This window comes from Yersinia aldovae ATCC 35236, assembly GCF_000173735.1.
GTDB lineage: Bacteria > Pseudomonadota > Gammaproteobacteria > Enterobacterales > Enterobacteriaceae > Yersinia > Yersinia aldovae.
This window is the reverse complement of the sequence record NZ_ACCB01000022.1, coordinates 33,415-57,540: the sequence shown is the minus strand read 5'-3', so window position 1 is coordinate 57,540 and position 24,126 is coordinate 33,415. Positions and strand designations below refer to the sequence as shown.

Genomic DNA, 24,126 nt, shown 5'->3' with positions numbered 1-24,126 from the left:
GATTTTAAATTAAGACGTCAGCTTATTTTCTGTAAATAATATGTGATGCAGGGGTTAATTAAAAATAATTCCGAGGCGTCATAAATAGGCACCTCGGAATCACTCAGTTAGAAATTATATTTAATTGAGTAAATGATACCATCTTGTAAAAAATCTTCGCCTAATTTGTTATAGGCATAACGATACTGAATACCGGTAGTAAATTGCTTAACCGGTGTCCACCAAAGCGCGATGGCGCCATTTACCCCATTACGGCCACCATTACCTGCGGCATAACGCTCTGCACGGTTGAATTCAAGCTCGTTCCAGTTGGTGATACTGAATTTTTCTTCAAAAGCGGTAAAGTCATAACCGGCAACCCAACCGACCACATAACCGTTGTTACCTGAATAGTAAGTCTGGTCAACATAGTGCAGTGCGACGAAAGGCTTCATCCACACGCCAGCGACGGTGGCGTTATAGCCGATCCCGTACAGGGTATTTACTTCGTGGAAGTTGCTGTAATTGTTGCCTTCAGCGCTGGGCAGTGAGTAAGTGCCGTAAACATGACCATACAAGTTGAAACCGCTATCGCCTAAATAGTAACGACCCGTCGTTTTGAAGGTATAGCGTTGATTATCACCCGGTTGTGCTGTCTTTGAGTTGAATGGGTTTTCCAGGTCAAAGAAACCGTAAACCTCGCCCCAGCTAAAGCCAGCGCCGCCTTCCAACTCGATATAGGCGAAGTCATCTTTATGTGAAGAATCACCTGATTTATGCGTAGTGCTGCGGGTCCAGTCAAGGTAGTTCATGCTGATATTACCAAACCCCCACTGGTACTCAGCTTGAGCTGCCGGAGCCAAAGTGATTGCAGTCAGTGCGAGCGCACCGATAAGAATTTTACGCATAAATGCCTCTGTGTAGTTAAAAGATGTCAGAAGAAACAAAAGGACACAGTCCTTAACAAAAAGTGCGCTCATCATAGTCTCACAGCACGAAAGGATAAATAGTTCAGAGTGATGGAGATCTCGTTTTATGAATAATAATTTGCAAGGGTTGCTGAAACTTGTGATGTGGCTCAATAATTGATTGGTGATGTATTTGGCAGATTTATTCATCAGGTATAAAAAAGCCAGCACAAGTACCGGCCTTATGTTGTCAATATGGTGTATTACGCGAGTTTTTCCCGCCTGAGTGCCAGATAATCCAGTATCCCGCCTAACACCATGCCCACCACGCTGAGCTGAATTCCGCGCAATAGCAAGATATCGGCCACTTCTGTTGCAGAAGTCCAATCCAGTGCATTGGTGATAAGCAAAATTAGCCATGCTGCAAGTAATGCGCAGCCGATGGTTAAGAAGCGCAGCGCCCAACGGTAGGCATTTTTAAAGGCGGTTCGAGGTAGAAATTCATCCGTTTTCTGGGTGTGTTCCAGTGTTTGGCGACAGATATAGAGCAGTATTAACCCTGGAATGGCTGCTGCAATTGAGAATAAATAGAAAAGAGGCCAGCCATGAGTCTCAACAAACCAACCCGCAATAGGGCCGACATAAACTCGCCCCACAGCCGAGAGTGCTGAGAGCAAAGCAAATTGTGTCGCGGAGAACGATTTATTACACAGTGTCATCAGCAAGGCGACAAAAGCGGCAGTTCCCATGCCACCACACAGGTTTTCCAGGAAGATGGCGCTGCCCATCGATAAGATATTTTTATCAGTGATGGATAGCAGCCAATAACCCACATTCGAGATTGCCTGCAAAATACCGAATATCATCAAAGCACGGAATAAACTCAGCCGCTGCATTAACAGGCCGCCATATAACGCACCAATAATGGTAGCAATCAGCCCCAGAGTCTTGTTAACCAGCCCCACTTCGCCAGCATCAAAACCAACGCCACGGATTAAAAATGTGGTGCTTAAGCTGGCCGCAAAAGCATCACCCATTTTGTACAATACGATCAATAGCAGGATCAACCAGGCATTGTTGCGACCAAAAAAATCACGTAATGGTGCGACGATTGCCTCTTCCAGCGTTTTTGGCGGAGCAATTCGGAGGTCGGGTTCAGGAGCGAAAATGGTGGCGAATACGCCAATTAACATTAAACCAGCCATCAGCCAGTAAGTGGATTGCCAGCCAAGATAGCGATCGGCAATCCATAGCGCCAACCCGCCAGAAACTAACATCGCCAGCCGGTAGCCTAATACTGATATGGCAGCCCCCGTGCCGCGTTCTTCTGCCGTGAGTAAGTCGGTCTTATAGGCATCAAAAACAATATCTTGCGATGCAGAACAGAACGCGACCAACACCGCAATAGCCGCCAGCCACCATAAATGTTTAGCCGGTTCCATAAAGCCCATCGCGACAATGGCGACGATTAATAACAGTTGGCTGATGATCAACCAGCCGCGCCGTCGCCCCAGAAAGGAAGGGGTGTAGCGATCCATCAACGGGGACCAGAGGAACTTAAAGACGTAGGCTTGACCAACCAAAGAGAAAATACCAATGGTCTTTAGGCTGACGTTTTCAACCGTCATCCAGGCTTGCAACGTACCACCGGTCAGAGCTAAGGGAAGGCCCGAAGCAAACCCCAACAATAAAAGTACCAGTGAATTACGTTGGGTAAAAAGGTTCGAATAGCGATTGGACATGGGTAACCTACATGCTCCGCCCTATGGCCGCAGCAGAGCATTCTGTTAAGCCGAAATAATGATATTAAGCGAACACAGGATTAACGGGCGTTTTGTTTGATAAAGCTACTGACACTGGTATCTTGCGCCATATCCGCGATCACATCGCTCAACACCGTGTTAACAGCATTGGTGATTTTTTCGTTAGTGGCGGTAAATGCGCCCTGAACGTTGTAAGACGCACGGTAGTTTTTAACCTGCTTGTTGCCGTTTTTCGCCGTAGCAGTGATAGAAATATCGGCTTTGGTGGTGATGTTGTAGCGCAAATTACCTTCCTGAACGTCGGCAAATAGTTGATTTACCACAATTTGCAAATCAACTGGAGCATTAGTGCCAATCATATAACCACGGGCTGTCATTTGCTTTTCGAGCACTTCTTGTAACAGGAAACGCAGATCACGAGACGGTGTTAATACGACCAGTTGGCCATCACGATTCACTTTAGCCAAGGCAGAATCCTGGCGCTGATCGGCGCCATTAATGCTGATAGTCACCCCCATCAGCGTTGGATCTTGGGGTGGCAAGACCACTTTCGGGGTAACGTTCAAGGTGTTGTTACTGGCCGCACAGCCCGCCAGTATAAAAACAGCCAACAGCGGGAAAAGAATTTTTTTTAGCATGTTCACTTTCTCAATAGTTATGGAATTCTTTAATAAACAGAGCGGGATAGCTGCCATATTATTTTGCGAATTTGCAGTTGCAACATCATAACACTGCCATTGGCCGGGGGAAGATCCCGATGGAGAGAAATTCAGCAAAAAAGCGTTTTCCCTTCGGTCATCTTCCATTCTCGCGAAAGACCTTACAAGTTAACCTTTCAACTGGCTATCGGATTTGCCCCATAGCGCTGCACCTATAAGGTGGAGATGTGCAAGATATTTTGTAGCTTAAATGTTATAAAACAGCGAAAATCAACTACTATTGCAATAGTAGCGTGGGCAGTTTTTTTGCCTCAGTAGTAAGGAGAGTTAAGATGATTTTGATTCGGGAACAAATTGAAGAAAAACTAAAATTGGCATTCGAACCGGATCATCTGGAGGTGATTAATGAAAGTTATCGCCACAATGTTCCGGCCGGTTCTGAAAGTCATTTTAAAATAGTGATCGTCAGCGATAAATTTCAAGATCAACGCTTTTTAAGCCGTCATCGTGCGATTTATGGTGTGTTGGCTGATGAACTGGCGGGCAGTGTCCATGCGCTGGCATTGCACACTTATACCCAAAAAGAGTGGGAGGGGTTGCAAGATACTGTACCTCGCTCGCCGTCTTGCCGTGGTGCAGGTACATTGGCTTAATTTGTTCATTTTATCGGAAATAGAGTGAATAGCAGTAGTAATTCTGACCTAATTTAGGGTATTAAGTAGATGAGAATTTTGCAAACGGCCTCAGGGCCGTTTGTGTTTCTGTATAGGCGACACCGTTGTTTCATTAGTGTGCCGCAGGAGTTTTAGCCGAGGGATCAACTCACGCGTGAATTTTACCGCGACAACATTCGCTTGCTTTCCTCGACTCATACCCTGCGCACCGCTATAATGTCGCGTCTTATTTTTCCGGAATGGTTTCGGGACGCTTCTGACATCTGGGATACTCGGTTCTGTTTAATGCGGCCGTCCCGGTTCTTAGAAGGTGTTTTCAGAGTTCGCATCATTCCTGAAAGGGGAGTGGTGGTGCTTCGTTTGCAGCTTCTGGAGTTGACCGAGCACTGTAATTTTTTTGAGGTAACAAGATGCAAGTTTCTGTTGAAACCACCCAAGGCCTTGGCCGCCGTGTAACAATTACCGTTGCTGCTGACAGCATTGAGAAAGCCGTAAAAAGCGAATTAGTGAAAGCCGCTAAAAATGTTCGAATTGACGGCTTCCGTAAAGGCCATGTGCCAATGAACATCGTTGAACAACGTTACGGCGCTTCTGTTCGCCAGGACGTTTTAGGTTCCCTGATGCAACGTAACTTCGTTGATGCGATCATTAAAGAAAAAATCAACCCAGCTGGCGCACCTAACTATGTGCCGGGCGAGTACAAAGAGGGTGAAGATTTTACTTATTCCGTTGAGTTTGAAGTCTATCCAGAAGTTGAGCTGAAAGATCTGGAAAGCATTGAAGTAGAAAAGCCAGTTGTTGAAGTAAATGACGCTGACGTTGATACCATGCTGGAAACGCTGCGCAAGCAACAAGCTACCTGGAAAGAAGCTGACGCTGTAGCAACGGCTGAAGATCGCGCAACTCTGGATTTCACCGGTTCTATCGACGGTGAAGAGTTTGAAGGCGGCAAAGCGACTGATTTCGTACTGGCAATGGGTCAGGGTCGTATGATCCCAGGCTTCGAAGAAGGTGTTATCGGCCACAAAGCCGGTGAAGAATTCACCATCGACGTAAACTTCCCAGAAGATTACCACGCAGAAAACCTGAAAGGTAAATCCGCTAAATTCGACATCGTGTTGAAGAAAGTTGAAGTGCGTGAACTGCCAGAACTGACTGAAGAATTCATCAAACGTTTCGGCGTTGCTGATGGTTCAGTTGCCGGTCTGCGTGCTGAAGTACGTAAAAACATGGAGCGTGAGCTGAAAGGCGCAGTACGTAACCGTGTGAAAACTCAGGCAATCGACGGTTTAGTTAGCGCGAATGAAATCGACGTTCCAGCGGCACTGATCGAAGGTGAGATCGACGTTCTGCGCCGTCAGGCTGCACAGCGTTTCGGTGGCAACGAAAAACAAGCTGCTGAACTGCCACGCGAATTGTTCGAAGAACAAGCTAAACGTCGCGTTGTTGTCGGTCTGTTGCTGGGCGAAGTTATCAGCCAGCATGAACTGAAAGCTGATGAAGATCGTGTTAAAGCATTGATCGAAGAAATGGCTTCTGCTTATGAAGATCCACAAGAAGTTATTGAGTTCTACAGCAAGAACAAAGAGCTGATGAACAATATGCGTAACGTTGCTCTGGAAGAACAAGCGGTAGAAACTCTGCTGTCTAAAGCCAAAGTCACTGAAAAACCAACGACCTTTAGTGAACTGATGAATCAGACCACGGCGGCGTAATAGTTTTTAGCGCATCAAACCGGATATAATCTATCTGGTGTATTGAAAAAGCCCGTAGCCCTCTGGTCACGGGCTTTTTCTTTTAGTAACAATAATCCCTCAATAGTATGATTAATCTGGCATGTTTCTGAGTAATCTGCGCTATATTTGAAAAGTGAATGAAGTGCTTAACCGATAATTAAACTATAGGGCGTCGGGATTACGGCAGAGGTAACGAAGGTCGGCTGAAAAGAGCATTGTTGGGTTAAAAAACGTGATTAGGCTAAAAAGATGTCAGTGGGGCTTGAAAATGAAGAGTAATCCCCCAATTAACCTAACAGACGTTCATATAAGGTGTTGATGAAACACTGGCTGATTGCCACGGTCGAATGTATCTGGATAACCAGACGGCTTGCACGCGACCTTGATGCATGAATATAGTCATCATTACTTATCTCAAGTAGAATCGGTTATGAATGGCGCCAAAGTAAATTCTATTAGGAGACGGTAATGTCATACAGTGGCGAACGAGATCAATTTGCACCTAACATGGCTCTGGTGCCTATGGTGGTTGAGCAGACTTCACGCGGGGAACGTTCTTACGATATCTTCTCCCGTCTGTTGAAAGAGCGCATTATTTTCCTGACCGGCCAGGTTGAAGACCATATGGCCAACCTGATCACTGCACAGATGCTATTTTTGGAAGCGGAAAATCCAGAAAAAGATATCTTCCTGTATATCAACTCACCTGGTGGGGTGATCACTGCCGGGATGTCAATTTATGACACCATGCAATTCATTAAGCCAGATGTGAGCACGATTTGTATGGGGCAGGCGTGTTCAATGGGGGCATTCCTGTTGACGGCTGGCGCTAAGGGTAAACGTTTCTGCTTGCCGAATTCACGGGTCATGATTCACCAACCGCTGGGTGGTTTCCAGGGGCAGGCCACAGATATTGAAATTCATGCCAAAGAGATTTTGAAAGTGAAATCACGCATGAATGAACTGATGGCACATCACACGGGCAAATCTCTCGAAGAAATAGAGAGAGATACGGAACGTGACCGTTTCCTGTCTGCGCAGCAGGCTGTAGAATACGGATTAGTTGATTCCGTGTTTACCCGTCGTGACTAACGACTTATTTCTGTGAGCCGATATACTATAGTTGTAGGTAAACAACCGTTGTAGGTAAACAACAGTGGAATGGAAATAGAACAATTCGTGTAATCGAACCGTTGTATTGCACCGTGTTGAGTGCCTGCCTGATATATCGGCTGCCCGCTGAACGTTAGCGTGGTGTCCAGAAATAGCGAGAATAGTCTCACTGCCACCCTAGTTTCCGGTATGGCAGATACTGAAGAAGAGGTTTACTGATGACAGATAAGCGCAAAGACGGTTCTGGAAAGCTGCTGTATTGCTCTTTCTGCGGCAAAAGCCAGCATGAAGTGCGTAAGCTAATTGCCGGGCCGTCAGTGTATATCTGCGATGAATGTGTCGATTTGTGCAATGACATTATTCGCGAAGAGATCAAAGAAGTTGCCCCGCACCGGGAGCGTAGCTCGCTGCCAACGCCGCACGAAATTCGCCACCACCTTGATGATTATGTCATCGGGCAAGAACCGGCGAAGAAAGTGCTGGCCGTTGCTGTGTACAACCACTACAAACGTCTGCGTAACGGTGATACCAGTAATGGTATCGAGCTGGGTAAAAGTAACATTCTGCTGATTGGCCCGACCGGTAGTGGTAAAACGCTGTTGGCGGAGACATTAGCTCGCTTCCTGGATGTGCCATTTACAATGGCAGATGCGACCACGCTAACTGAAGCAGGTTACGTGGGCGAAGATGTTGAAAACATCATTCAGAAGTTATTGCAGAAATGTGATTACGATGTGCAGAAAGCGCAACGTGGTATCGTCTATATCGATGAAATTGATAAGATTTCTCGTAAGTCTGATAACCCATCTATCACCCGTGACGTGTCAGGTGAAGGTGTGCAACAGGCTCTGTTGAAATTAATTGAAGGGACGATTGCCGCTGTGCCACCACAAGGCGGGCGTAAGCATCCACAGCAGGAGTTCTTGCAGGTTGATACCTCAAAAATTCTGTTTATCTGTGGTGGTGCTTTTGCGGGCCTGGACAAAGTTATCGGCCAGCGCATTAACACCGGTACCGGTATTGGTTTCGGGGCGACGGTAAAAGGCAAGTCAGAAAAGGCAACCGAAGGCGAGTTGTTGAGCCAGGCTGAACCAGAAGACTTAATTAAATTCGGTTTGATTCCTGAGTTTATTGGTCGTCTGCCCGTGGTTGCAACCTTGAGTGAACTGAGCGAAGACGCGCTGATTCAGATCCTGAAAGAACCGAAAAATGCGCTGACTAAACAGTATCAGGCGTTGTTCAATCTTGAAGGTGTTGAGCTTGAGTTCCGTGATGAAGCGTTGACCGCTATTGCCAAGAAAGCGATGGCGCGTAAAACAGGTGCTCGTGGCCTGCGCTCTATCGTGGAAGGTGCCTTGCTCGATACCATGTACGACTTACCGTCAATGGACAGTGTGGAGAAAGTGGTGGTAGATGAGTCAGTTATTGCTGGTCAATCTGCGCCAATGCTAATTTACGGTCAACCGGAAGCGCAGGCCTCTGGCGAATAATTAGCCAAATAATCCAGGTGGTTAGTGTGACAATGGGGGATTTTATCCCCCATTTCTTTTTCCTCGCATTGTTATCGTTGAATGTAAGACATTCGTCCCCATATACTCAAATACCTATTTAGTGAAACTCGTGATGACTCGTGTTTCACGAGATTCCCAGTAATCTGGCGGAAGCTAAACTAAGAGAGAGCTCTATGAACCCTGAGCGTTCCGAACGCATAGAAATCCCCGTATTGCCTCTGCGCGATGTGGTGGTTTATCCGCATATGGTGATCCCACTGTTTGTTGGCCGGGAGAAGTCGATTCGGTGCCTGGAAGCGGCAATGGACCATGATAAAAAAATCATGCTGGTTGCGCAGAAAGAAGCCTCGACGGATGAGCCTGGTATCAATGATCTGTTTTCAGTCGGCACTGTAGCCTCGATTTTACAAATGTTAAAGCTGCCTGATGGTACGGTAAAAGTGCTGGTTGAAGGGCTACAGCGTGCGCGTATCACCACGCTTTCCGACAGCGGCGAGCATTTTGCGGCCCAGGCTGAATATCTTGAAGCACCCGTGATGGATGACCGTGAGCAAGAGGTCTTGGTGCGCACGGCGATTAATCAGTTTGAAGGCTATATCAAACTGAACAAAAAGATCCCACCAGAAGTTCTGGCTTCGTTGCACAGTATTGATGATGCAGCGCGTCTTGCAGATACTATTGCAGCGCATATGCCATTGAAATTGAATGATAAACAAGCTGTTCTGGAAATGTTCGATATCACCGAGCGTCTGGAATATCTGATGGCAATGATGGAATCCGAAATCGATCTGTTGCAGGTCGAAAAGCGGATTCGTAATCGTGTCAAAAAGCAGATGGAAAAGAGCCAGCGCGAGTACTATCTGAATGAGCAAATGAAAGCCATTCAGAAAGAACTGGGTGAAATGGACGATACGCCGGATGAACATGAAGCGCTGAAGCGTAAAATTGAAGCGGCTAAAATGCCGAAAGATGCGCGCGAAAAAACGGAAGCGGAACTGCAAAAACTGAAAATGATGTCACCGATGTCGGCGGAAGCTACCGTGGTGCGTGGTTACATCGATTGGATGTTGCAGGTGCCGTGGAACAGCCGCAGTAAAGTTAAAAAAGACTTGGTAAAAGCGCAGGAAGTTCTGGATATCGATCACTACGGTCTGGAACGCGTTAAAGATCGCATATTGGAATACCTCGCAGTCCAGAGCCGGGTCAGCAAAATTAAAGGGCCAATCCTGTGTCTGGTTGGGCCTCCAGGGGTGGGTAAAACCTCGCTCGGGCAGTCTATTGCTCGGGCAACAGGCCGTCAGTATGTGCGTATGGCGCTGGGTGGTGTGCGTGATGAAGCGGAAATCCGTGGCCACCGTCGTACCTATATTGGCTCGATGCCGGGGAAATTGATCCAGAAAATGGCGAAAGTTGGGGTGAAAAACCCACTCTTCCTGTTGGATGAAATCGATAAAATGGCCTCCGATATGCGCGGTGATCCGGCGTCTGCCTTGTTGGAGGTATTAGATCCAGAGCAAAACGTGGCGTTTAACGATCACTATCTGGAAGTGGATTACGATCTGTCGGATGTGATGTTTGTTGCGACCTCTAACTCCATGAATATTCCAGCACCGTTGCTGGATCGTATGGAGGTGATTCGTCTGTCCGGCTATACCGAAGATGAGAAACTCAACATTGCCAAGCAGCATTTGCTGCCAAAACAATTTGAGCGCAACGCCATTAAGAAAGGCGAGCTGACCATCGATGACAGCGCCATCATGAGCATTATCCGTTATTACACCCGTGAAGCTGGGGTGCGTAGTCTGGAACGTGAAATCTCCAAACTGTGTCGTAAAGCAGTAAAAAATCTGCTGATGGATAAAACGGTTAAACACATCGAAATCAACGGTGACAACCTGAAAGATTTCCTTGGCGTGCAGAAAGTCGATTATGGCCGTGCTGATACTGAAAACCGTGTCGGTCAGGTGACTGGCCTGGCATGGACAGAAGTGGGCGGTGATTTGCTGACCATCGAAACCGCGTGTGTACCGGGCAAGGGCAAGCTGACTTACACCGGTTCACTGGGTGAAGTGATGCAAGAATCCATCCAGGCTGCGCTGACGGTAGTGCGTGCGCGTGCGGATAAATTAGGGATTAACCCTGATTTCTACGAAAAACGTGACATTCATGTGCATGTGCCTGAAGGTGCCACGCCGAAAGATGGCCCAAGTGCCGGTATTGCAATGTGTACCGCGCTGGTTTCTTGTTTAACCGGTAACCCGGTGCGTGCTGATGTGGCGATGACCGGTGAAATTACCTTACGTGGTCTGGTATTGCCAATCGGTGGTTTGAAAGAGAAATTACTGGCCGCTCACCGTGGTGGGATTAAAGTTGTGTTGATCCCAGATGATAACAAACGTGATTTGGAAGAAATTCCAGACAATGTTATCGCCGATCTGGAAATTCATCCGGTTAAACGAATTGATGATGTTTTAGCCATTGCATTGCAAAATCCCGCCTTCGGGGCACAGCCGGTAGCGTCAAAATAGTGACGGATCGCAAGAAGTATTGATAAAACTGATGCTGGTAAGTGAAATGCTACTTGCCAGCTATTTTTTGTGCCGCTAAGTTAGTTCGGCTGTCCGGCAAAAGTTTAAGTCTTTGGGCTGCTTGCCAAGGCTGGGCAGGATTGATATAACAGCTGCGCTGTCGTGTTGTCCGTAGGGATTTTCGGCGCGACAATAGAATTTTAAAGGGGATGAAAGAGTGAATAAGTCACAACTGATCGACAAAATTGCCGCAGGTGCTGATATTTCTAAAGCGGCCGCTGGGCGCGCATTGGATGCAATTATTGCTTCTGTTACTGAATCTTTGAAAGAAGGGGATGACGTAGCTCTGGTTGGTTTTGGTACTTTTGCAGTACGTGAGCGTTCTGCACGTACTGGCCGTAACCCTCAGACAGGCAAAGAAATCAGTATTCCAGCAGCCAAAGTACCAGGCTTCCGCGCCGGTAAAGGTCTGAAAGACGCTGTAAACTGATTGCCGCGTCAATACTCAGCGGTGTTTGTGTTAAACAATAACCTGACGCAATTGAGTTGGTAAGGTAAGATACAAGGCGCATCGTTAATGATGCGTCTTTTTTTTCGTTTAGTTGCCGTGCTGACATCATATATGGGCCTGGCGTAAGTCTGCCAACGGCTGAGCGTTGATAAGTAAAGTAAGATAAGTACGGTAACAAAAGACAGTAAGCAGTTTTAACGCGCAGCAGCACAATGGGCTGTCGCAAGGAATGCTGGGTTTATTTAGACCTGCGCAACAGTTTTAATCCACATTACAGCGGAGTATTGTCACATTATGATGGACAATTTACGCGCGGCTGCTAATAACGTCGTGCTCAAAATCATTCTGGCCCTGATCATGTTGTCCTTTATCCTGACCGGGGTTGGCAGCTATTTGATTGGAGGCTCCAACGACTATGCAGCCAAAGTTAACGGCCAAGACATTAGCCGTGCCCAGCTAGAACAAGCTATGCAGAGTGAACGTGGCCGCTTGCAACAGCAATTGGGCGAACAGTTCTCCGCGTTGGCCGCGAACGAAGGTTACATGCTGCAACTGCGTCAGCAGGTGCTCGGGCAGTTGGTCAACAATATGCTGCTTGACCAATATGCTCAAAAATTGGGTCTGAGTGCCAGTGATGCGCAAGTGAAAGAGGCCATCCGTCAGGCACCTTATTTCCAGACCGATAATAAGTTCGACAATAACAAGTATCTCGAACTGGTTAACCGGATGGGATATACCCCTGAGCAATTCGCGCAATTACAACGTCAGCAGCTTATCAATCAACAATTGCTGCAAGCCTTTGGTGATACCGGATTTGTCCTGCCAATCGAAGCACAGGCGATGTCAGAGCTGATTTTGCAGCAACGCGACGTTCGTTTGGCCACCATTGACCTTAAAGCTCTTCAAGCACAGCAGAAAGTGACCGATGAAGAGCTGAAAGCGTATTACGAGCAAAATAAAAATAGCTTTATTGCACCGGAACAGATGAAAGTCAGTTTCATTGCGATGGATGCTGCCGCGATGCAAGACAAAATCACGGTAACTGAAGAAGATATCGCTGCGTATTACGAGCAACATAAAAGCAGCTATACCCAACCTGAACGCCGTAACTACAGTGTCATTCAGTTTAAAACAGAAGCTGAAGCCAAAGCTGCGTTGGATGAACTGAAAAAAGGTGCTGATTTTGCTGCGATGGCAAAAGAGAAATCGACTGACATCATTTCGCGCAAAAACGGCGGTGAGTTGGGTTGGTTGGAGCCTGAAACGACCGCTGATGAGCTGAAACAAGCGAATCTTACGGAAAAAGGCCAGTTATCTGATGTGGTTAAATCCTCTGTGGGTTATTTGATTGTTCGTTTAAACGACATCAAACCAGAACTGGTTAAGCCGCTGTCAGAAGTGCATGAGGCACTGGCTAAGCAGGTTAAGCAGGAAAAAGCGGTTGACGCATACTATGCGTTACAGCAAAAAGTGAGTGAAGCTGCAACCAGTGATAACGAGTCACTGGCGTCAGCAGAAGAAGTCGCCGGCGCTAAAGCCCAGCAGACCGGGTGGTTTACCCGTGATGCGGTGCCAACTGAGGTTAATTTCAAACCTGTGGTTCAGGCAATCTTTGACGGTGGTCTGGTTGGTGAGAGTGGCGCACCCGGCAGCAACTCAGATGTCATTACTGTTGATGGCGATCGTGCTTTTGTTATCCGCATTGTCGGTCACAAACCAGAAGGGATAGAACCATTTGATCAAGTTCGTGATCAGGTCGCGGAATTGGTAAAACGTCAGAAAGCAGAGCAAGAAGCCCGTCTTGATGGCGAGAAGATTCTGACGGCACTGAAACAAGGTAAAGGTGAAGAGGCCATGAAAGCCGCTGGCCTCACCTTCGGCGAGAAGAAAACCTTGTCACGCGCGCCAGATGGTGATCGATTAGTACAAACTATCTTTGCGCTGGCTCATCCGCAGAAAGACCAACCAGTATATGGTTTGTCTCAGGATCGCCAGGACAACATCGTATTGATCGAACTGCTGTCCGTGACGCCGGGTAAATTACCGGAAGGCGAAATGAAGACCTTTACCGCTAAAATGGCCGAAGGAGCAAGCAATGTTACCTTTGATGCGTTGATGGCAAATCTGCACAAACAGGCAACCATCAAGATGGGGCCTGCGGAGCAACAACAAGCGCAATAACGTCATTGCCGCAATAAGGTTCGCATTGATTTGCAAACCGATGTAACAACGAAAGGTCGCTCTGGCGGCCTTTCGCATATCTGGAATCTGCCCTTTGCGATGAAGCAAAGGCTGCGGCAAGGTAGCCATGCTGTCAAACACAAGGAGGATACAGCATGAAATTCATAGGAAAATTATTTGTAATCACCACATTACTTGCCAGTCTTAATATCCATCAGGCAGTGAGCGCGGCTCCTGTTAGTGCTGACAGTCGTTCTCAGGAAAAAGTACTGAGTCAGCCCCTTAGTTCAGCAACCGATAACATCAGCAAAAAGTCTGCAAAAGTGGCTGAAGGTAAATCTGAGAACCCTAAAACAATCGCTGCTCACCCAACAGAAAATCAGACGAACCAAATCAATGTAAATAGTGCCAGTGCAGAACAACTAGCACAGTTTCTCAGTGGTATTGGCAGAAAAAAAGCTGAAGCGATCGTTAATTACCGCGAACAGTTTGGCCCTTTCTCGGATGCAGAACAACTCCTTGAGATTCCCGGCATTGGCCCTTCATTTTTAGAGAGAAATAGCAATAAGCTCAAAATGTGATTCTGGTTTGCCATAAGTCGATGTACTGGTCAGGCGGATATTAATGAGTATTTGCCTGGCCCTTTCGTCACAAATTGTTGTTTAGAAAATCGATGTTTAATTAACGATCCTCTGTTGCTCACCATGCAAGACAACAGAGGCATTAACGTAAAACTGTGACTCTGATCGAGATTATATAGCGGGCTTGCTATGGAGTGATTTTCCTCTGCTAATCTTGCCATGAGGTCTAACCAGTAGCGTTAGTGACCCTATAAACTTCAATGATTAGACTGGAGAATCTCGTCGTTATGCATACTTATATTAAAGTCCGGGGATTCCATATTGATGTATTTCAACATGTTAATAATGCCCGCTACTTAGAGTTCCTTGAGGAAGCGCGTTGGGAGTGGTTAGATGGACAGCCAGCATTTGATTGGATGACTGAGCGCCAGATTGCTTTCATTGTGGTGAATATTAATATTAATTACTGCCGACCGGCAGTGTTGGGTGACCTGCTGCGCATTGATAGCCAGCTACTGAAACTAAACGGTAAAAGTGGTGTGATGAAACAAACCGTAACACTTGAGCCCGCAGGAGCCGCAGTTGTTGATGCCGAGTTGACATTTGTGTGTATCGATTTGCGTAGTCAGAAGGCTTTACCATTGGAAGGTGACTTACGTGTCAAGCTGGAAGAACTGGTCAATCGGGTTAGTTGAGGTTAGCAAAACGCACTGAGATTAACAAAACAATGGGGTTGCCTTATTTATATAAAATCAGGCAACCAAACTATCAGCGTATCAAACTATCAGCATATCAAACCAAACCGGTCTTCTTTTTCAGGCTCAATAGCACTTGTGCCTTATTCGCCAAATAGTGTGACAACCCTTTAGCCCGTAGATGGCAAGCCGCACATTGGCCGCAGCCCTCACCCTGAATCCCGTTATAACAGGTCAGTGTATGATGGCGAACAAGGTCCAGTTGTTGATAATAATCGGCTAAAGCCCATGTTTCAGCTTTATCCAGCCACATCAGTGGGGTAATAAACGCAATATCACGGCCAATGCCTAAATCGATAGCGTGGTTGAGTGCTTTGACAAATTTATCACGGCAATCTGGGTAACCAGAGAAATCCGTCTCGCAGACACCGGTTATCACCGCCTCAGCCTGCACTTGATAAGCATAGATAGCTGTCAGTGTCAGAAAAAGGATATTGCGGCCAGGGACAAAAGTGCTCGGAACGCTATCTTCATCCTCCTCGTCAAAGGTTGGCACGGGGATGCTGTCGCGGGTCAGGCTACTGACAGCTAATTCATTAAGCATCCCCACATCGAGCACTTTGTGGGCTTTTGCTCCAAGTTGAATTGCAAGCTTACGGGCAACATCGATTTCTGCACGGTGGCGTTGCCCATAATCGAAAGTGATGCAATGGACTTCATCATATTGCTGTAACGCCTGGATCAGACAAGTCGTGGAATCCTGCCCGCCACTAAAGACAACTACGGCACGTTTCATAAAACTACCTCATACAGCTACGCGGTAGTGATATTCATCAAACCGGCAGCAAAAATTAATAACTGTCGGTATGTTACCCAGTTAGCTGACTAAAAGGTAGGTACCTGTCGTTCGGTAGCTCATCGCGCGGGCTGTGGCGCTCTGTATTGATCAGGTTGTTGTCGGGGGTAGCCAAGCCTGACAGAAATCGAACCAACCGTAAGCGGTTAACATTACGCCGTTAATTCGCGGTGGCGCATTGACCTGATATTGATAATTAAACAGCGGCAATATTAAGCCTGCTTGCATTAGATGATTGTAATATGCCCGCAATTGACGAAAACGCTCCGGGGCATTTTCTATCTGCTGAATGAGCATTAAAGTCTGTTGCTGCTGTAGCCACTGTTCAGAAGAGAGGATGCCGCGCCATAATGGGTCAAGTCGCAACCAGCTTTCCATTGTCGCCTCTGGAGATTCGCCAACTAAATGATCTGCCAATAATAAATCGGCTTCTTCAATCTGGTGAGTATCTTTCCAGTGTTTGTCATGGCTGGCTCGTATTGTTAGCGTGCAGCCATGCGCAGCTAACACTGTTTTGAGCCGTTGGGCAACCACTTCAAGCTCCATTGGTGGTTGATAGGTTAATATCAGATGAGCTGGAAGTGGTTGATCTTCATCCGCTGTAAATTGAGGAATAGGCCAACCGGGCAGCATTTCATGACTCGGTGTGACCACGCCGTGGCTTATTGATAGCTCTTCTAATATGCCAGAAGTTTGCATTAACATCAGTAACCTGGCTGCTTGTTGTGGTGAGATTTTACTGAGGTGATGATTAATAGCCAGATAGCAAAAACCGAGGCTCATGCTGCGCTGAACGGGGCGAACTTGGGGGAAATCCTCTTCCTGACCGATAGTAATGCGCACCGGGTGTTGGCAACTGCTGTCAGTCGGGTGTACCGCCGCTTTGGGCGTTATCCAGTATTCGATAATTTCCAGATAAGGGTGCTGCAAATGGTAAAATTCGTGTTGCTCCAGCCGCACCAGGCGTTTATCAAATGTGGCCAGCTTAAATGGGCCAGCCCCCAGTGATGGTGAGTCAGGATGAAACAATCGGCATGGCAAATCTGCCAGACGGTGTGCCAGCCAATAATCAGGTTGGGCAAGCGTAAATTGCAGACACAGTGCATGGGGCAGGGTGATAGCCAAAACATTGGTAAAGCTGGGTTGGCTGCGTGGGTTTGCCTGTAAGAGTATCAGTGTTTGCAGTAACTGTTTGCCGTGGATGGGGTCACCATTGTGCCAACGTAATTGGCTACGTAAGAAGAATTGCCAGGTTAGACCATCTTCGCTGACCTGCCAGTGATGCGCGAGATCGGGTTTGGGCTGTGGGTCACCGGTATTAAACCGGGTCAGGCCAGCATACAAGGTATAAATTAGGTGCTGCTCCGCCCGGCCCGCCACCATCATTGGATTTAAGGGTTCCAGTTCGCGATAATAAGGAATTCGCAGAATTGGGCTGTCAGCTTGCCATTGCCCGCCCATATGCGGGTTAAGCAAGGCTTGTAGGCGTTCTGGCTCCAGTTTTGCCAATTCGAGTGCGGCTTGATGATCACCTCGTTCAAGGAATAGTTTTAGGTAAGTTGCGCGCAATAGATCAGGGGTTTTCAGGCATTGCAACTGTGCGCGTTTGCCCCGGCCAACCTGCGAATGCCAACTTAACCACTCATTAGCCTGTAGCTGCTGAATTAGGGTGCGGGTATGTCGTTCGCTGCAAAAAAGTAAGCCGGCGAGTTCACTGACAGTCGTGGCAGCAGGGTGATCACCGAATTTCTGATATAAACGCTGATATTGGGTTAGCCGGTGAATAATGCGCATAATTAAGAATCTACCCATTAGGACTATTTTATTTGCCATTTTGAACTCGGTAGTGCACAGAATCCGCATGTACTGCGAGTACGCTACGGTTCTTCCGCGCTATCTATGTTCAAGCTGCCTGTCACAATGACACCTACTGAGATAGGCTCTAAATCCGGAATAGTTTAAATTATTTGTTCACTATTAGTTCCGTAAATACTACGTCATAATTTTATCCATGCCATTAATTTCACATTCTTCGAGGTTTTAAATGTATCGCCTGGCCGCTTTTGATATGGACGGAACCTTGTTGATGCGTGATCATAATATTGGTGGTGCCACACTGAGCGCGCTACATCAACTTGTGGACAGCGGAGTGATTCTCACTTTTGCAACAGGCCGCCATTATCTTGATATGAAAGGGATTTTATCTCATTTTTCCCTGGGCGGTTATCTGATTACTGGCAATGGTACTCGGGTTTGTGACGCGCAGGGTGAAGCGCTGTATGGTATGGATTTAGCGGCGGAGCTGGTGGCGTTTGTGTTGCGTACTCCTTGGAAGACCACGGCCACTCTCCATATATTCCGTGACGAGGGGTGGTTTACCGATTGTAATGATCCGTCGCTACTGGCAGCCCATAAAACCAGTGGTTTTCATTTCCATCTCACCGCACTGGATACATTACCGCTGACCGGAAACCACAAAATTTGTTTCATTGCACCCCATCAGGAATTGGTGGCGCTCAAGGAACAGTTGGAGCAGCAGATGGGCAATGAGGCCGATTTCTGTTTCTCGGCCATCGATTGTCTGGAAGTCTTGCCGCGTGGATGTAACAAAGGAGCGGCTTTAGAACGGTTGAGCCATCACCTCGGTTTAACGCTGGCAGACTGCATGGCATTTGGTGATGCGATGAATGACAAAGAGATGCTGTCGCGCGTTGGGCATGGATTAGTGATGGGTAATGCATTACCTCAATTGAAACAAGAGTTACCTCATTTACAGGTTATTGGTCGCTGCGAGCAACAAGGCGTCGCCCACTATTTGCAACATTGGCTAAGTTCACCACACCTCACCTATTCCCCCGAATTCTGAGGTTATATGCCCTTGGTTCTTGATAGTGAACTTTGGGGATAGCTATTAGCCAGCCGGATAACCATCCGGTTTTTTCTTCAGAAAGGCGGTTTTCCCCATTATCGATTAATACGGGAAAACCGCTTTTTATCATGGGATTATAGGTTAGCTAATTCATTGCTGAATGGGGTCAAGTCACCAATATTGTTGCTGACCCATTCAGTGTTGTAATAAGTATCCAGATAACGTTCACCACTGTCACACAGTAAGGTCACGATGGCACCGGTTTTACCTTGCTCACGCATCTGCTTGGCTAACTGCAAGGCTCCCCAGACGTTAGTGCCAGTTGAAGCCCCAACTTTGCGCCCCAGGATACCTTCCAGCCAATGAATCGTTGCCACACTGGCGGCATCAGGCACACGCAACATGCTGTCGATCACTTCCGGAATAAACGAAGGTTCAGCCCGTGGACGGCCAATCCCTTCAATGCGGCTACCACAACTGCCGGTTACCGTGCGATCACGATTGCAAAAACAGTCATAAAATACCGAATTTTCCGGATCAACTACCACCAGTTGCGTATCATGCCCTTGGTAGCGAATGTAGCGGCCCAATGTGGCTGAGGTACCGCCAGTGCCAGCACTCATCACGATATAGTCGGGGACCGTGAACGGTTCTCGCGCCATTTGGCGGAAGATGCTATCGGCAATATTATTATTGCCGCGCCAGTCGGTAGCACGTTCGGCATAAGTGAACTGATCCATGTAATGGCCGTTTAGGTCATGTGCCAATTGTTCTGAGGCGGCATAAATCTGCCCGGCGCTCTCGACAAAATGGCAGCGGCCACCGTAGAAGGTGATCTGTTCAACTTTGCGCCGTGCCGTGCAGCTTGGCATAACAGCAATGAAGGGTAAGCCTATCAAGCGGGCAAAGTAGGCTTCAGATACCGCAGTGCTGCCGGATGAAGCCTCAATGATGGTTGTCCCTTCGGTTATCCACCCATTACATAAGCCATATAAAAACAGTGAGCGTGCCAGACGGTGTTTCAAACTACCCGTCGGGTGGGTGCTTTCATCTTTTAAATAAAGATAGATGCCGGGAAACGCCGGTAAATTTAAGCGGATCAGGTGAGTATCAGCGGAGCGTTGAAAATCAGCTTCTATTTCACTGATAGCATTTTTTACCCAAGTATTGGTCATATTATGGCCTGCGATGTCGGGAGTTAACTAATGATGACTAGAGTAACGGTTAGCAAAGAAAAAAACGTTGCCATTTTTACTTCTTTATCGCCAAATGGTAGAAATTTATTCTATCGGTGACCGATATGTTAGATAAAACAGACCGCAAGTTACTCCGTATGCTGCAAGAAGACTGTACGCAATCACTGCAAGTACTGGCTGAAGCCGTTAATCTGACCTCGACGCCTTGCTGGAAACGCTTGAAACGCCTGGAGGATGAGGGATTTATTCGCGGGCGGGTGGCGTTACTGGATAGCGAAAAGTTAGGATTAGGATTGACAGCATTTGTACTGATCAAGACGCAGCAGCATAATAGTGGCTGGTATCAGGAGTTTGTTGAATTTACTAAGCAAATGCCTGAGGTGTTAGCATTTTACCGTATGGCAGGTGAATTTGATTATCTTATGCAGGTCGAAGTTGCTGATATGAAAAGTTACGATAGTTTTTACAAACGTATGGTGAACGGCGTACCGGGGCTGATTGATGTGACATCGAGTTTTGCGATGGAGAAGATTAAATACACCACGGTACTACCTGTCCCCGAGTGAATACTGTTTTAGCAAGGGTATTCTCGTTTAGCGGGAAGAACATCCCTCTAATTTGTTGTTAGACCAGGAATAAAACCGAGTGAGACTGTTTGCACAATTAGGCTGGTATTTCCGCCGAGAATGGCGTCGCTATGTAGGTGCGGTGCTGTTGCTGATTATTATTGCAGTTCTGCAATTATTGCCACCTAAGCTGGTAGGGGTAATTGTGGATGGCATTAGCGCTAAACAGATGTCCGCCGATAGGTTACTGGTGTGGATTGGTGTCATGCTAGTGACTGCGGTGGTGGTTTATCTGCTGCGTTATGTCTGGCGAGTGCTCTTATTCGGTGCGTCTTATCAATTGGCCGTGGAGTTACGGGCTAATTTCTATCGCCAACTTAGTCGGCAGGCTCCTGGCTTCTATCAGCGTCATCGCACTGGTGATTTGATGGCCCGAGCGACCAACGATGTCGACCGCGTGGTTTTTGCCGCAGGCGAGGGGGTGCTAACGTTGGTTGATTCACTGGTGATGGGCTGCGCGGTATTGATTGTGATGAGTACCCAAATTAGCTGGCAATTAACCCTGCTATCACTGTTACCGATGCCTGTGATGGCGGTGGTGATCAAATATTACGGCGACCAACTGCATCAACGTTTCAAATCAGCCCAAGGCGCTTTCTCAATGCTCAATAATCAGGCGCAAGAAAGCCTCACCAGTATCCGCATGATTAAGGCCTTTGGGCTGGAAGAGAGCCAGTCGCAGCAGTTTGCGCAGGTGGCATCAGAGGCCGGTGCCAGAAATATGTATGTGGCACGTATTGATGCCCGTTTTGATCCGACTATTTATATTGCTATCGGTGTTGCCAATTTATTAGCCATTGGCGGCGGTAGTTGGATGGTGGTTAACCACAGTATTACCTTGGGGCAATTAACCAGTTTTGTGATGTATCTGGGGCTGATGATCTGGCCGATGCTGGCATTGGCCTGGATGTTTAATATCGTGGAACGCGGGAGTGCCGCCTATAGTCGCATTCGCAGTTTGCTCGAAGAAGCGCCGGTGGTTAAAGACGGTGATATCGAATTATCTGACGGGCGCGGCACATTAACGGTAAATATTCGCCATTTCCATTATCCTGCCACTGAACAACCGGCATTACATGATGTGGCGCTGAAATTGGTTCCAGGCCAAATGCTGGGGCTGTGCGGGCCAACCGGTTCGGGTAAAAGTACCTTATTGGCACTGATTCAGCGGCAATTTGATGTAGATGATGGTGCCATTTGTTATCAAGGGCATCCGCTGGCGGATCTGCGTTTAAATGATTGGCGTGGCCGTTTATCGGTGGTCAGTCAGACCCCTTTCCTGTTCTCCGATACTGTTGCTGGTAATATTGCTTTGGGTAAACCTGACGCCACACCAGCGCAGATTGAGCGGGCCGCTCGTTTAGCCAGTGTGCATGAGGATATTTTGCGTCTGCCCCAAGGTTATGACACCGAGGTTGGTGAGCGTGGCGTGATGCTTTCTGGTGGGCAGAAACAGCGTATTTCTATTGCCAGAGCACTGCTGTTAGAGACCGAAATTCTCATTCTTGATGATGCTCTTTCCGCCGTTGATGGCCAGACCGAATATCAAATTCTGAAAAACCTGCGTGAGTGGGGAGAGTATCGCACGGTGATTATTAGCGCGCATCGTCTCTCTGCGTTGACCGAGGCCTGCGAAATTCTGGTGATGCAGCATGGCACGGTGGTGCAGCGCGGAGCACATAACTTATTGGTCAATCAATCCGGTTGGTACCGGGAGATGTACCGTTATCAGCAATTAGAGGCCGCACTGGACGAGGGTGAGCCAGAGGTGCCAGCAGATGAGTAAGGTTCAGCAACTTTGGCCAACACTAAAACGCCTGCTTTCCTATGGTTCCGCGTACCGTAAGCCGTTGGGGTTGGCGGTATTGATGTTGTGGATAGCGGCGGCCGCAGAAGTCAGTGGCCCGCTGCTGATCAGCTATTTCATTGACCATGTGGTGGCAAAAGGCACTCTTCCGCTAGGGTTGGTTAGTGGTTTGGCATTCGCTTATCTGCTACTGCAACTATTGGCGGCAGCATTGCACTATTTTCAGGCATTGTTGTTTAATCGTGCGGCCGTTGGTGTGGTGCAACGCCTGCGAATTGAAGTGATGGATGCGGCTTTGCGTCAACCGCTCAGCGCGTTTGATACTCAACCGGTAGGGCAATTGATTTCTCGCGTAACCAACGATACTGAAGTTATCAAAGATTTGTATGTCATGGTGGTGTCGACGGTATTGAAAAGTGCGGCGCTGATTGGCGCAATGCTGGTGGCAATGTTCAGCCTGGACTGGCGCATGGCGCTGATTTCAATCTGTATTTTCCCTGCGGTGCTGGTGGTTATGGCGATTTATCAGCGCTACAGTACGCCGATCGTGCGCCGTGTAAGGGCTTATCTGGCTGATATTAACGACGGTTTTAATGAAGTCATCAATGGGATGAGCGTCATTCAGCAATTCCGCCAACAAGCCCGATTTGGCGAACGGATGGCATCAGCCAGTCGCGCCCACTACGTTGCGCGTATGCAGACGCTGCGGCTGGAGGGCTTTTTATTACGCCCATTATTAAGCCTATTTTCAGCACTGGTGTTATGTGGTTTATTGCTGTTATTTGGCTTCAGCCCGGAAGGTTCGGTTGGGGTTGGTGTCCTGTATGCCTTCATTAATTACCTTGGCCGCCTGAATGAACCATTAATTGAACTGACTTCACAGCAATCAGTCTTGCAGCAAGCTGTGGTTGCGGGCGAACGCATTTTTGACCTGATGGATCGCGCTCAACAGGGTTATGGCACCGATGATCGCCCTCTGACCAGTGGCCGTATTCAGGTTAATAATGTCAGTTTTGCGTATCGTAGCGACAAGATGGTGCTGCAAAACATCTCTCTTGATGTGCCCTCACGCGGTTTTATCGCGTTGGTGGGGCATACCGGCAGTGGCAAGAGTACGTTAGCTAACCTGCTGATGGGTTATTATCCGGTCGTGCATGGTGAGATATTGCTCGATGGGCGGTTGTTGTCGGGGTTATCTCACCAAACTCTGCGTCATGGGGTGGCTATGGTGCAGCAGGACCCGGTGGTATTGGCTGACTCGTTTTTTGCCAATGTGACGCTGGGGCGTGATATCAGTGAGCAGCAAGTGTGGGATGCACTTGAAACAGTACAACTGGCACCGTTAGTTCGCGCCTTACCTGACGGTTTGCACAGTTTGCTGGGTGAGCAAGGCAATACGTTGTCTGTGGGGCAAAAGCAGTTGCTGGCGATGGCGCGGGTGTTGGTGCAGACGCCGCAAATCCTGATCCTCGACGAAGCAACCGCTAACATTGACTCTGGCACCGAGCAGGCGATACAGCGAGCGTTGCAGTTGATTCGCCAAAATACCACGCTGGTGGTCATTGCCCATCGCCTTTCAACGATTGTTGATGCTGATACTATTTTGGTGTTGCATCGCGGTGTCGCGGTTGAACAAGGTAAGCATCAGGCATTGCTGGCTGCTCATGGGCGCTATTATCAGATGTACCAATTGCAGTTAGTCAGTGAAGACTTGGCCGCAATTGATCAAGTTGAAAGCGCGGTGAGTTAACAAAACTCCGTTGGGGCTGAAGGTCATGGCCCCATCTTTCCCAGAACCCTACGGCTACGATGTTATCGCTCTATTAATGCACATCTATGATGACTGGAGCACCCTAATCAGGCAGAGCAATTGTGCAGCGAAGGGCGCACGCACTTTTGTGACGCATATCGCACTCTTTTGGTGCGCAAAAAC

19 protein-coding genes are annotated in these 24,126 nt (G+C 47.8%); 13 read left to right on the top strand and 6 right to left on the bottom strand.

Translation table 11 applies throughout. The features are described from left to right. Positions 1-107 precede the first annotated feature (107 nt). From YALDO0001_RS11655 to YALDO0001_RS11645, 3 genes are all read right to left on the bottom strand, one after another. Complete coding sequence (locus YALDO0001_RS11655; protein ID WP_004703386.1) at positions 108-887, bottom strand: nucleoside-specific channel-forming Tsx family protein; 780 nt, start codon at positions 885-887, stop codon at positions 108-110. Between the two features lie 263 nt (positions 888-1,150). Beyond that, a complete protein-coding gene (gene ampG / locus YALDO0001_RS11650; RefSeq protein ID WP_004703384.1) occupies positions 1,151-2,629 on the bottom strand; it encodes a muropeptide MFS transporter AmpG in 1,479 nt (492 codons plus the stop codon). 80 nt (positions 2,630-2,709) lie between these two features. Then, a complete protein-coding gene (locus YALDO0001_RS11645) occupies positions 2,710-3,288 on the bottom strand; it encodes a lipoprotein (protein WP_042839899.1) in 579 nt (192 codons plus the stop codon). Positions 3,289-3,641: 353 nt separating this feature from the next. Here YALDO0001_RS11645 and bolA point away from each other — a divergent pair, with 353 nt between their 5' ends. From bolA to YALDO0001_RS11600, 9 genes are all read left to right on the top strand, one after another. Continuing rightward, positions 3,642-3,962 carry a transcriptional regulator BolA gene (gene bolA, locus YALDO0001_RS11640; protein ID WP_004703374.1) on the top strand — a complete coding sequence of 107 codons (321 nt, stop codon included), beginning with the start codon at positions 3,642-3,644 and terminating at the stop codon, positions 3,960-3,962. A 431-nt stretch (positions 3,963-4,393) separates the two neighbouring features. Next, a complete protein-coding gene (gene tig / locus YALDO0001_RS11635) occupies positions 4,394-5,698 on the top strand; it encodes a trigger factor (protein WP_004703366.1) in 1,305 nt (434 codons plus the stop codon). A 489-nt stretch (positions 5,699-6,187) separates the two neighbouring features. After that, a complete protein-coding gene (gene clpP, locus YALDO0001_RS11630; protein ID WP_042546635.1) occupies positions 6,188-6,811 on the top strand; it encodes an ATP-dependent Clp endopeptidase proteolytic subunit ClpP in 624 nt (207 codons plus the stop codon). Positions 6,812-7,050: 239 nt separating this feature from the next. Beyond that, entirely contained in the window at positions 7,051-8,322 is a 1,272-nt protein-coding gene (gene clpX, locus YALDO0001_RS11625) for an ATP-dependent protease ATP-binding subunit ClpX (RefSeq protein ID WP_004703362.1), read from the top strand. Positions 8,323-8,516: 194 nt separating this feature from the next. Next, positions 8,517-10,871, top strand: a complete 2,355-nt coding sequence (lon, locus tag YALDO0001_RS11620; RefSeq protein WP_004703361.1) for an endopeptidase La — start codon at positions 8,517-8,519, stop codon at positions 10,869-10,871. A 217-nt stretch (positions 10,872-11,088) separates the two neighbouring features. Next, positions 11,089-11,361, top strand: a complete 273-nt coding sequence (gene hupB, locus YALDO0001_RS11615; protein ID WP_004392663.1) for a nucleoid-associated protein HU-beta — start codon at positions 11,089-11,091, stop codon at positions 11,359-11,361. A 315-nt stretch (positions 11,362-11,676) separates the two neighbouring features. After that, positions 11,677-13,563, top strand: a complete 1,887-nt coding sequence (gene ppiD, locus YALDO0001_RS11610; RefSeq protein ID WP_004703360.1) for a peptidylprolyl isomerase — start codon at positions 11,677-11,679, stop codon at positions 13,561-13,563. 155 nt (positions 13,564-13,718) lie between these two features. Continuing rightward, complete coding sequence (locus tag YALDO0001_RS11605) at positions 13,719-14,144, top strand: ComEA family DNA-binding protein (RefSeq protein WP_004703359.1); 426 nt, start codon at positions 13,719-13,721, stop codon at positions 14,142-14,144. A 287-nt stretch (positions 14,145-14,431) separates the two neighbouring features. Next, positions 14,432-14,839, top strand: coding sequence for an acyl-CoA thioesterase (locus YALDO0001_RS11600; protein ID WP_004703358.1), 408 nt, complete (start codon positions 14,432-14,434; stop codon positions 14,837-14,839). A 97-nt stretch (positions 14,840-14,936) separates the two neighbouring features. On the opposite strand, the gene queC is transcribed toward YALDO0001_RS11600, so the two are convergent. Both queC and YALDO0001_RS11590 read right to left on the bottom strand, forming a co-directional pair. Next, positions 14,937-15,635: a 7-cyano-7-deazaguanine synthase QueC gene (gene queC, locus YALDO0001_RS11595; protein WP_004703357.1), complete on the bottom strand. Its 699-nt coding sequence runs from the start codon at positions 15,633-15,635 to the stop codon at positions 14,937-14,939. A gap of 150 nt (positions 15,636-15,785) precedes the next feature. Continuing rightward, a complete protein-coding gene (locus tag YALDO0001_RS11590) occupies positions 15,786-17,489 on the bottom strand; it encodes an SgrR family transcriptional regulator (RefSeq protein ID WP_004703356.1) in 1,704 nt (567 codons plus the stop codon). Positions 17,490-17,739: 250 nt separating this feature from the next. On the opposite strand from YALDO0001_RS11590, the gene cof reads away from it, so the two are divergent. Then, positions 17,740-18,561, top strand: coding sequence for an HMP-PP phosphatase (gene cof / locus YALDO0001_RS11585; protein ID WP_004703354.1), 822 nt, complete (start codon positions 17,740-17,742; stop codon positions 18,559-18,561). A gap of 137 nt (positions 18,562-18,698) precedes the next feature. On the opposite strand, the gene YALDO0001_RS11580 is transcribed toward cof, so the two are convergent. Continuing rightward, positions 18,699-19,739: a PLP-dependent cysteine synthase family protein gene (locus YALDO0001_RS11580; protein WP_004703348.1), complete on the bottom strand. Its 1,041-nt coding sequence runs from the start codon at positions 19,737-19,739 to the stop codon at positions 18,699-18,701. A gap of 125 nt (positions 19,740-19,864) precedes the next feature. On the opposite strand from YALDO0001_RS11580, the gene YALDO0001_RS11575 reads away from it, so the two are divergent. The 3 genes from YALDO0001_RS11575 (at position 19,865) to YALDO0001_RS11565 (ending at position 23,943) form a co-directional block, all read left to right on the top strand. Further along, positions 19,865-20,326 carry an Lrp/AsnC family transcriptional regulator gene (locus tag YALDO0001_RS11575; protein ID WP_042546630.1) on the top strand — a complete coding sequence of 154 codons (462 nt, stop codon included), beginning with the start codon at positions 19,865-19,867 and terminating at the stop codon, positions 20,324-20,326. Positions 20,327-20,405: 79 nt separating this feature from the next. Next, positions 20,406-22,172 carry a SmdA family multidrug ABC transporter permease/ATP-binding protein gene (locus tag YALDO0001_RS11570; RefSeq protein WP_004703346.1) on the top strand — a complete coding sequence of 589 codons (1,767 nt, stop codon included), beginning with the start codon at positions 20,406-20,408 and terminating at the stop codon, positions 22,170-22,172. After that, the gene (locus YALDO0001_RS11565; protein ID WP_042839886.1) at positions 22,165-23,943 is read left to right on the top strand and encodes a SmdB family multidrug efflux ABC transporter permease/ATP-binding protein; all 1,779 of its coding nucleotides are present in this window, start codon (positions 22,165-22,167) and stop codon (positions 23,941-23,943) included. The genes YALDO0001_RS11570 and YALDO0001_RS11565 overlap by 8 nt, the downstream gene beginning before the upstream one ends. The last annotated feature ends 183 nt before the right edge of the window (positions 23,944-24,126 follow it).

Bases quoted from the DNA above. Each gene is read 5' to 3' on its own strand.
- YALDO0001_RS11655 (WP_004703386.1), bottom strand. From the start codon at position 887: ATGCGTAAAATTCTTATCGGTGCGCTCGCACTGACTGCAATCACTTTG.
- ampG (WP_004703384.1), bottom strand. From the start codon at position 2,629: ATGTCCAATCGCTATTCGAACCTTTTTACCCAACGTAATTCACTGGTA.
- YALDO0001_RS11645 (WP_042839899.1), bottom strand. From the start codon at position 3,288: ATGCTAAAAAAAATTCTTTTCCCGCTGTTGGCTGTTTTTATACTGGCG.
- bolA (WP_004703374.1), top strand. From the start codon at position 3,642: ATGATTTTGATTCGGGAACAAATTGAAGAAAAACTAAAATTGGCATTC.
- tig (WP_004703366.1), top strand. From the start codon at position 4,394: ATGCAAGTTTCTGTTGAAACCACCCAAGGCCTTGGCCGCCGTGTAACA.
- clpP (WP_042546635.1), top strand. From the start codon at position 6,188: ATGTCATACAGTGGCGAACGAGATCAATTTGCACCTAACATGGCTCTG.
- clpX (WP_004703362.1), top strand. From the start codon at position 7,051: ATGACAGATAAGCGCAAAGACGGTTCTGGAAAGCTGCTGTATTGCTCT.
- lon (WP_004703361.1), top strand. From the start codon at position 8,517: ATGAACCCTGAGCGTTCCGAACGCATAGAAATCCCCGTATTGCCTCTG.
- ppiD (WP_004703360.1), top strand. From the start codon at position 11,677: ATGATGGACAATTTACGCGCGGCTGCTAATAACGTCGTGCTCAAAATC.
- YALDO0001_RS11605 (WP_004703359.1), top strand. From the start codon at position 13,719: ATGAAATTCATAGGAAAATTATTTGTAATCACCACATTACTTGCCAGT.
- YALDO0001_RS11600 (WP_004703358.1), top strand. From the start codon at position 14,432: ATGCATACTTATATTAAAGTCCGGGGATTCCATATTGATGTATTTCAA.
- queC (WP_004703357.1), bottom strand. From the start codon at position 15,635: ATGAAACGTGCCGTAGTTGTCTTTAGTGGCGGGCAGGATTCCACGACT.
- YALDO0001_RS11590 (WP_004703356.1), bottom strand. From the start codon at position 17,489: ATGCGCATTATTCACCGGCTAACCCAATATCAGCGTTTATATCAGAAA.
- cof (WP_004703354.1), top strand. From the start codon at position 17,740: ATGTATCGCCTGGCCGCTTTTGATATGGACGGAACCTTGTTGATGCGT.
- YALDO0001_RS11580 (WP_004703348.1), bottom strand. From the start codon at position 19,739: ATGACCAATACTTGGGTAAAAAATGCTATCAGTGAAATAGAAGCTGAT.
- YALDO0001_RS11575 (WP_042546630.1), top strand. From the start codon at position 19,865: ATGTTAGATAAAACAGACCGCAAGTTACTCCGTATGCTGCAAGAAGAC.
- YALDO0001_RS11565 (WP_042839886.1), top strand. From the start codon at position 22,165: ATGAGTAAGGTTCAGCAACTTTGGCCAACACTAAAACGCCTGCTTTCC.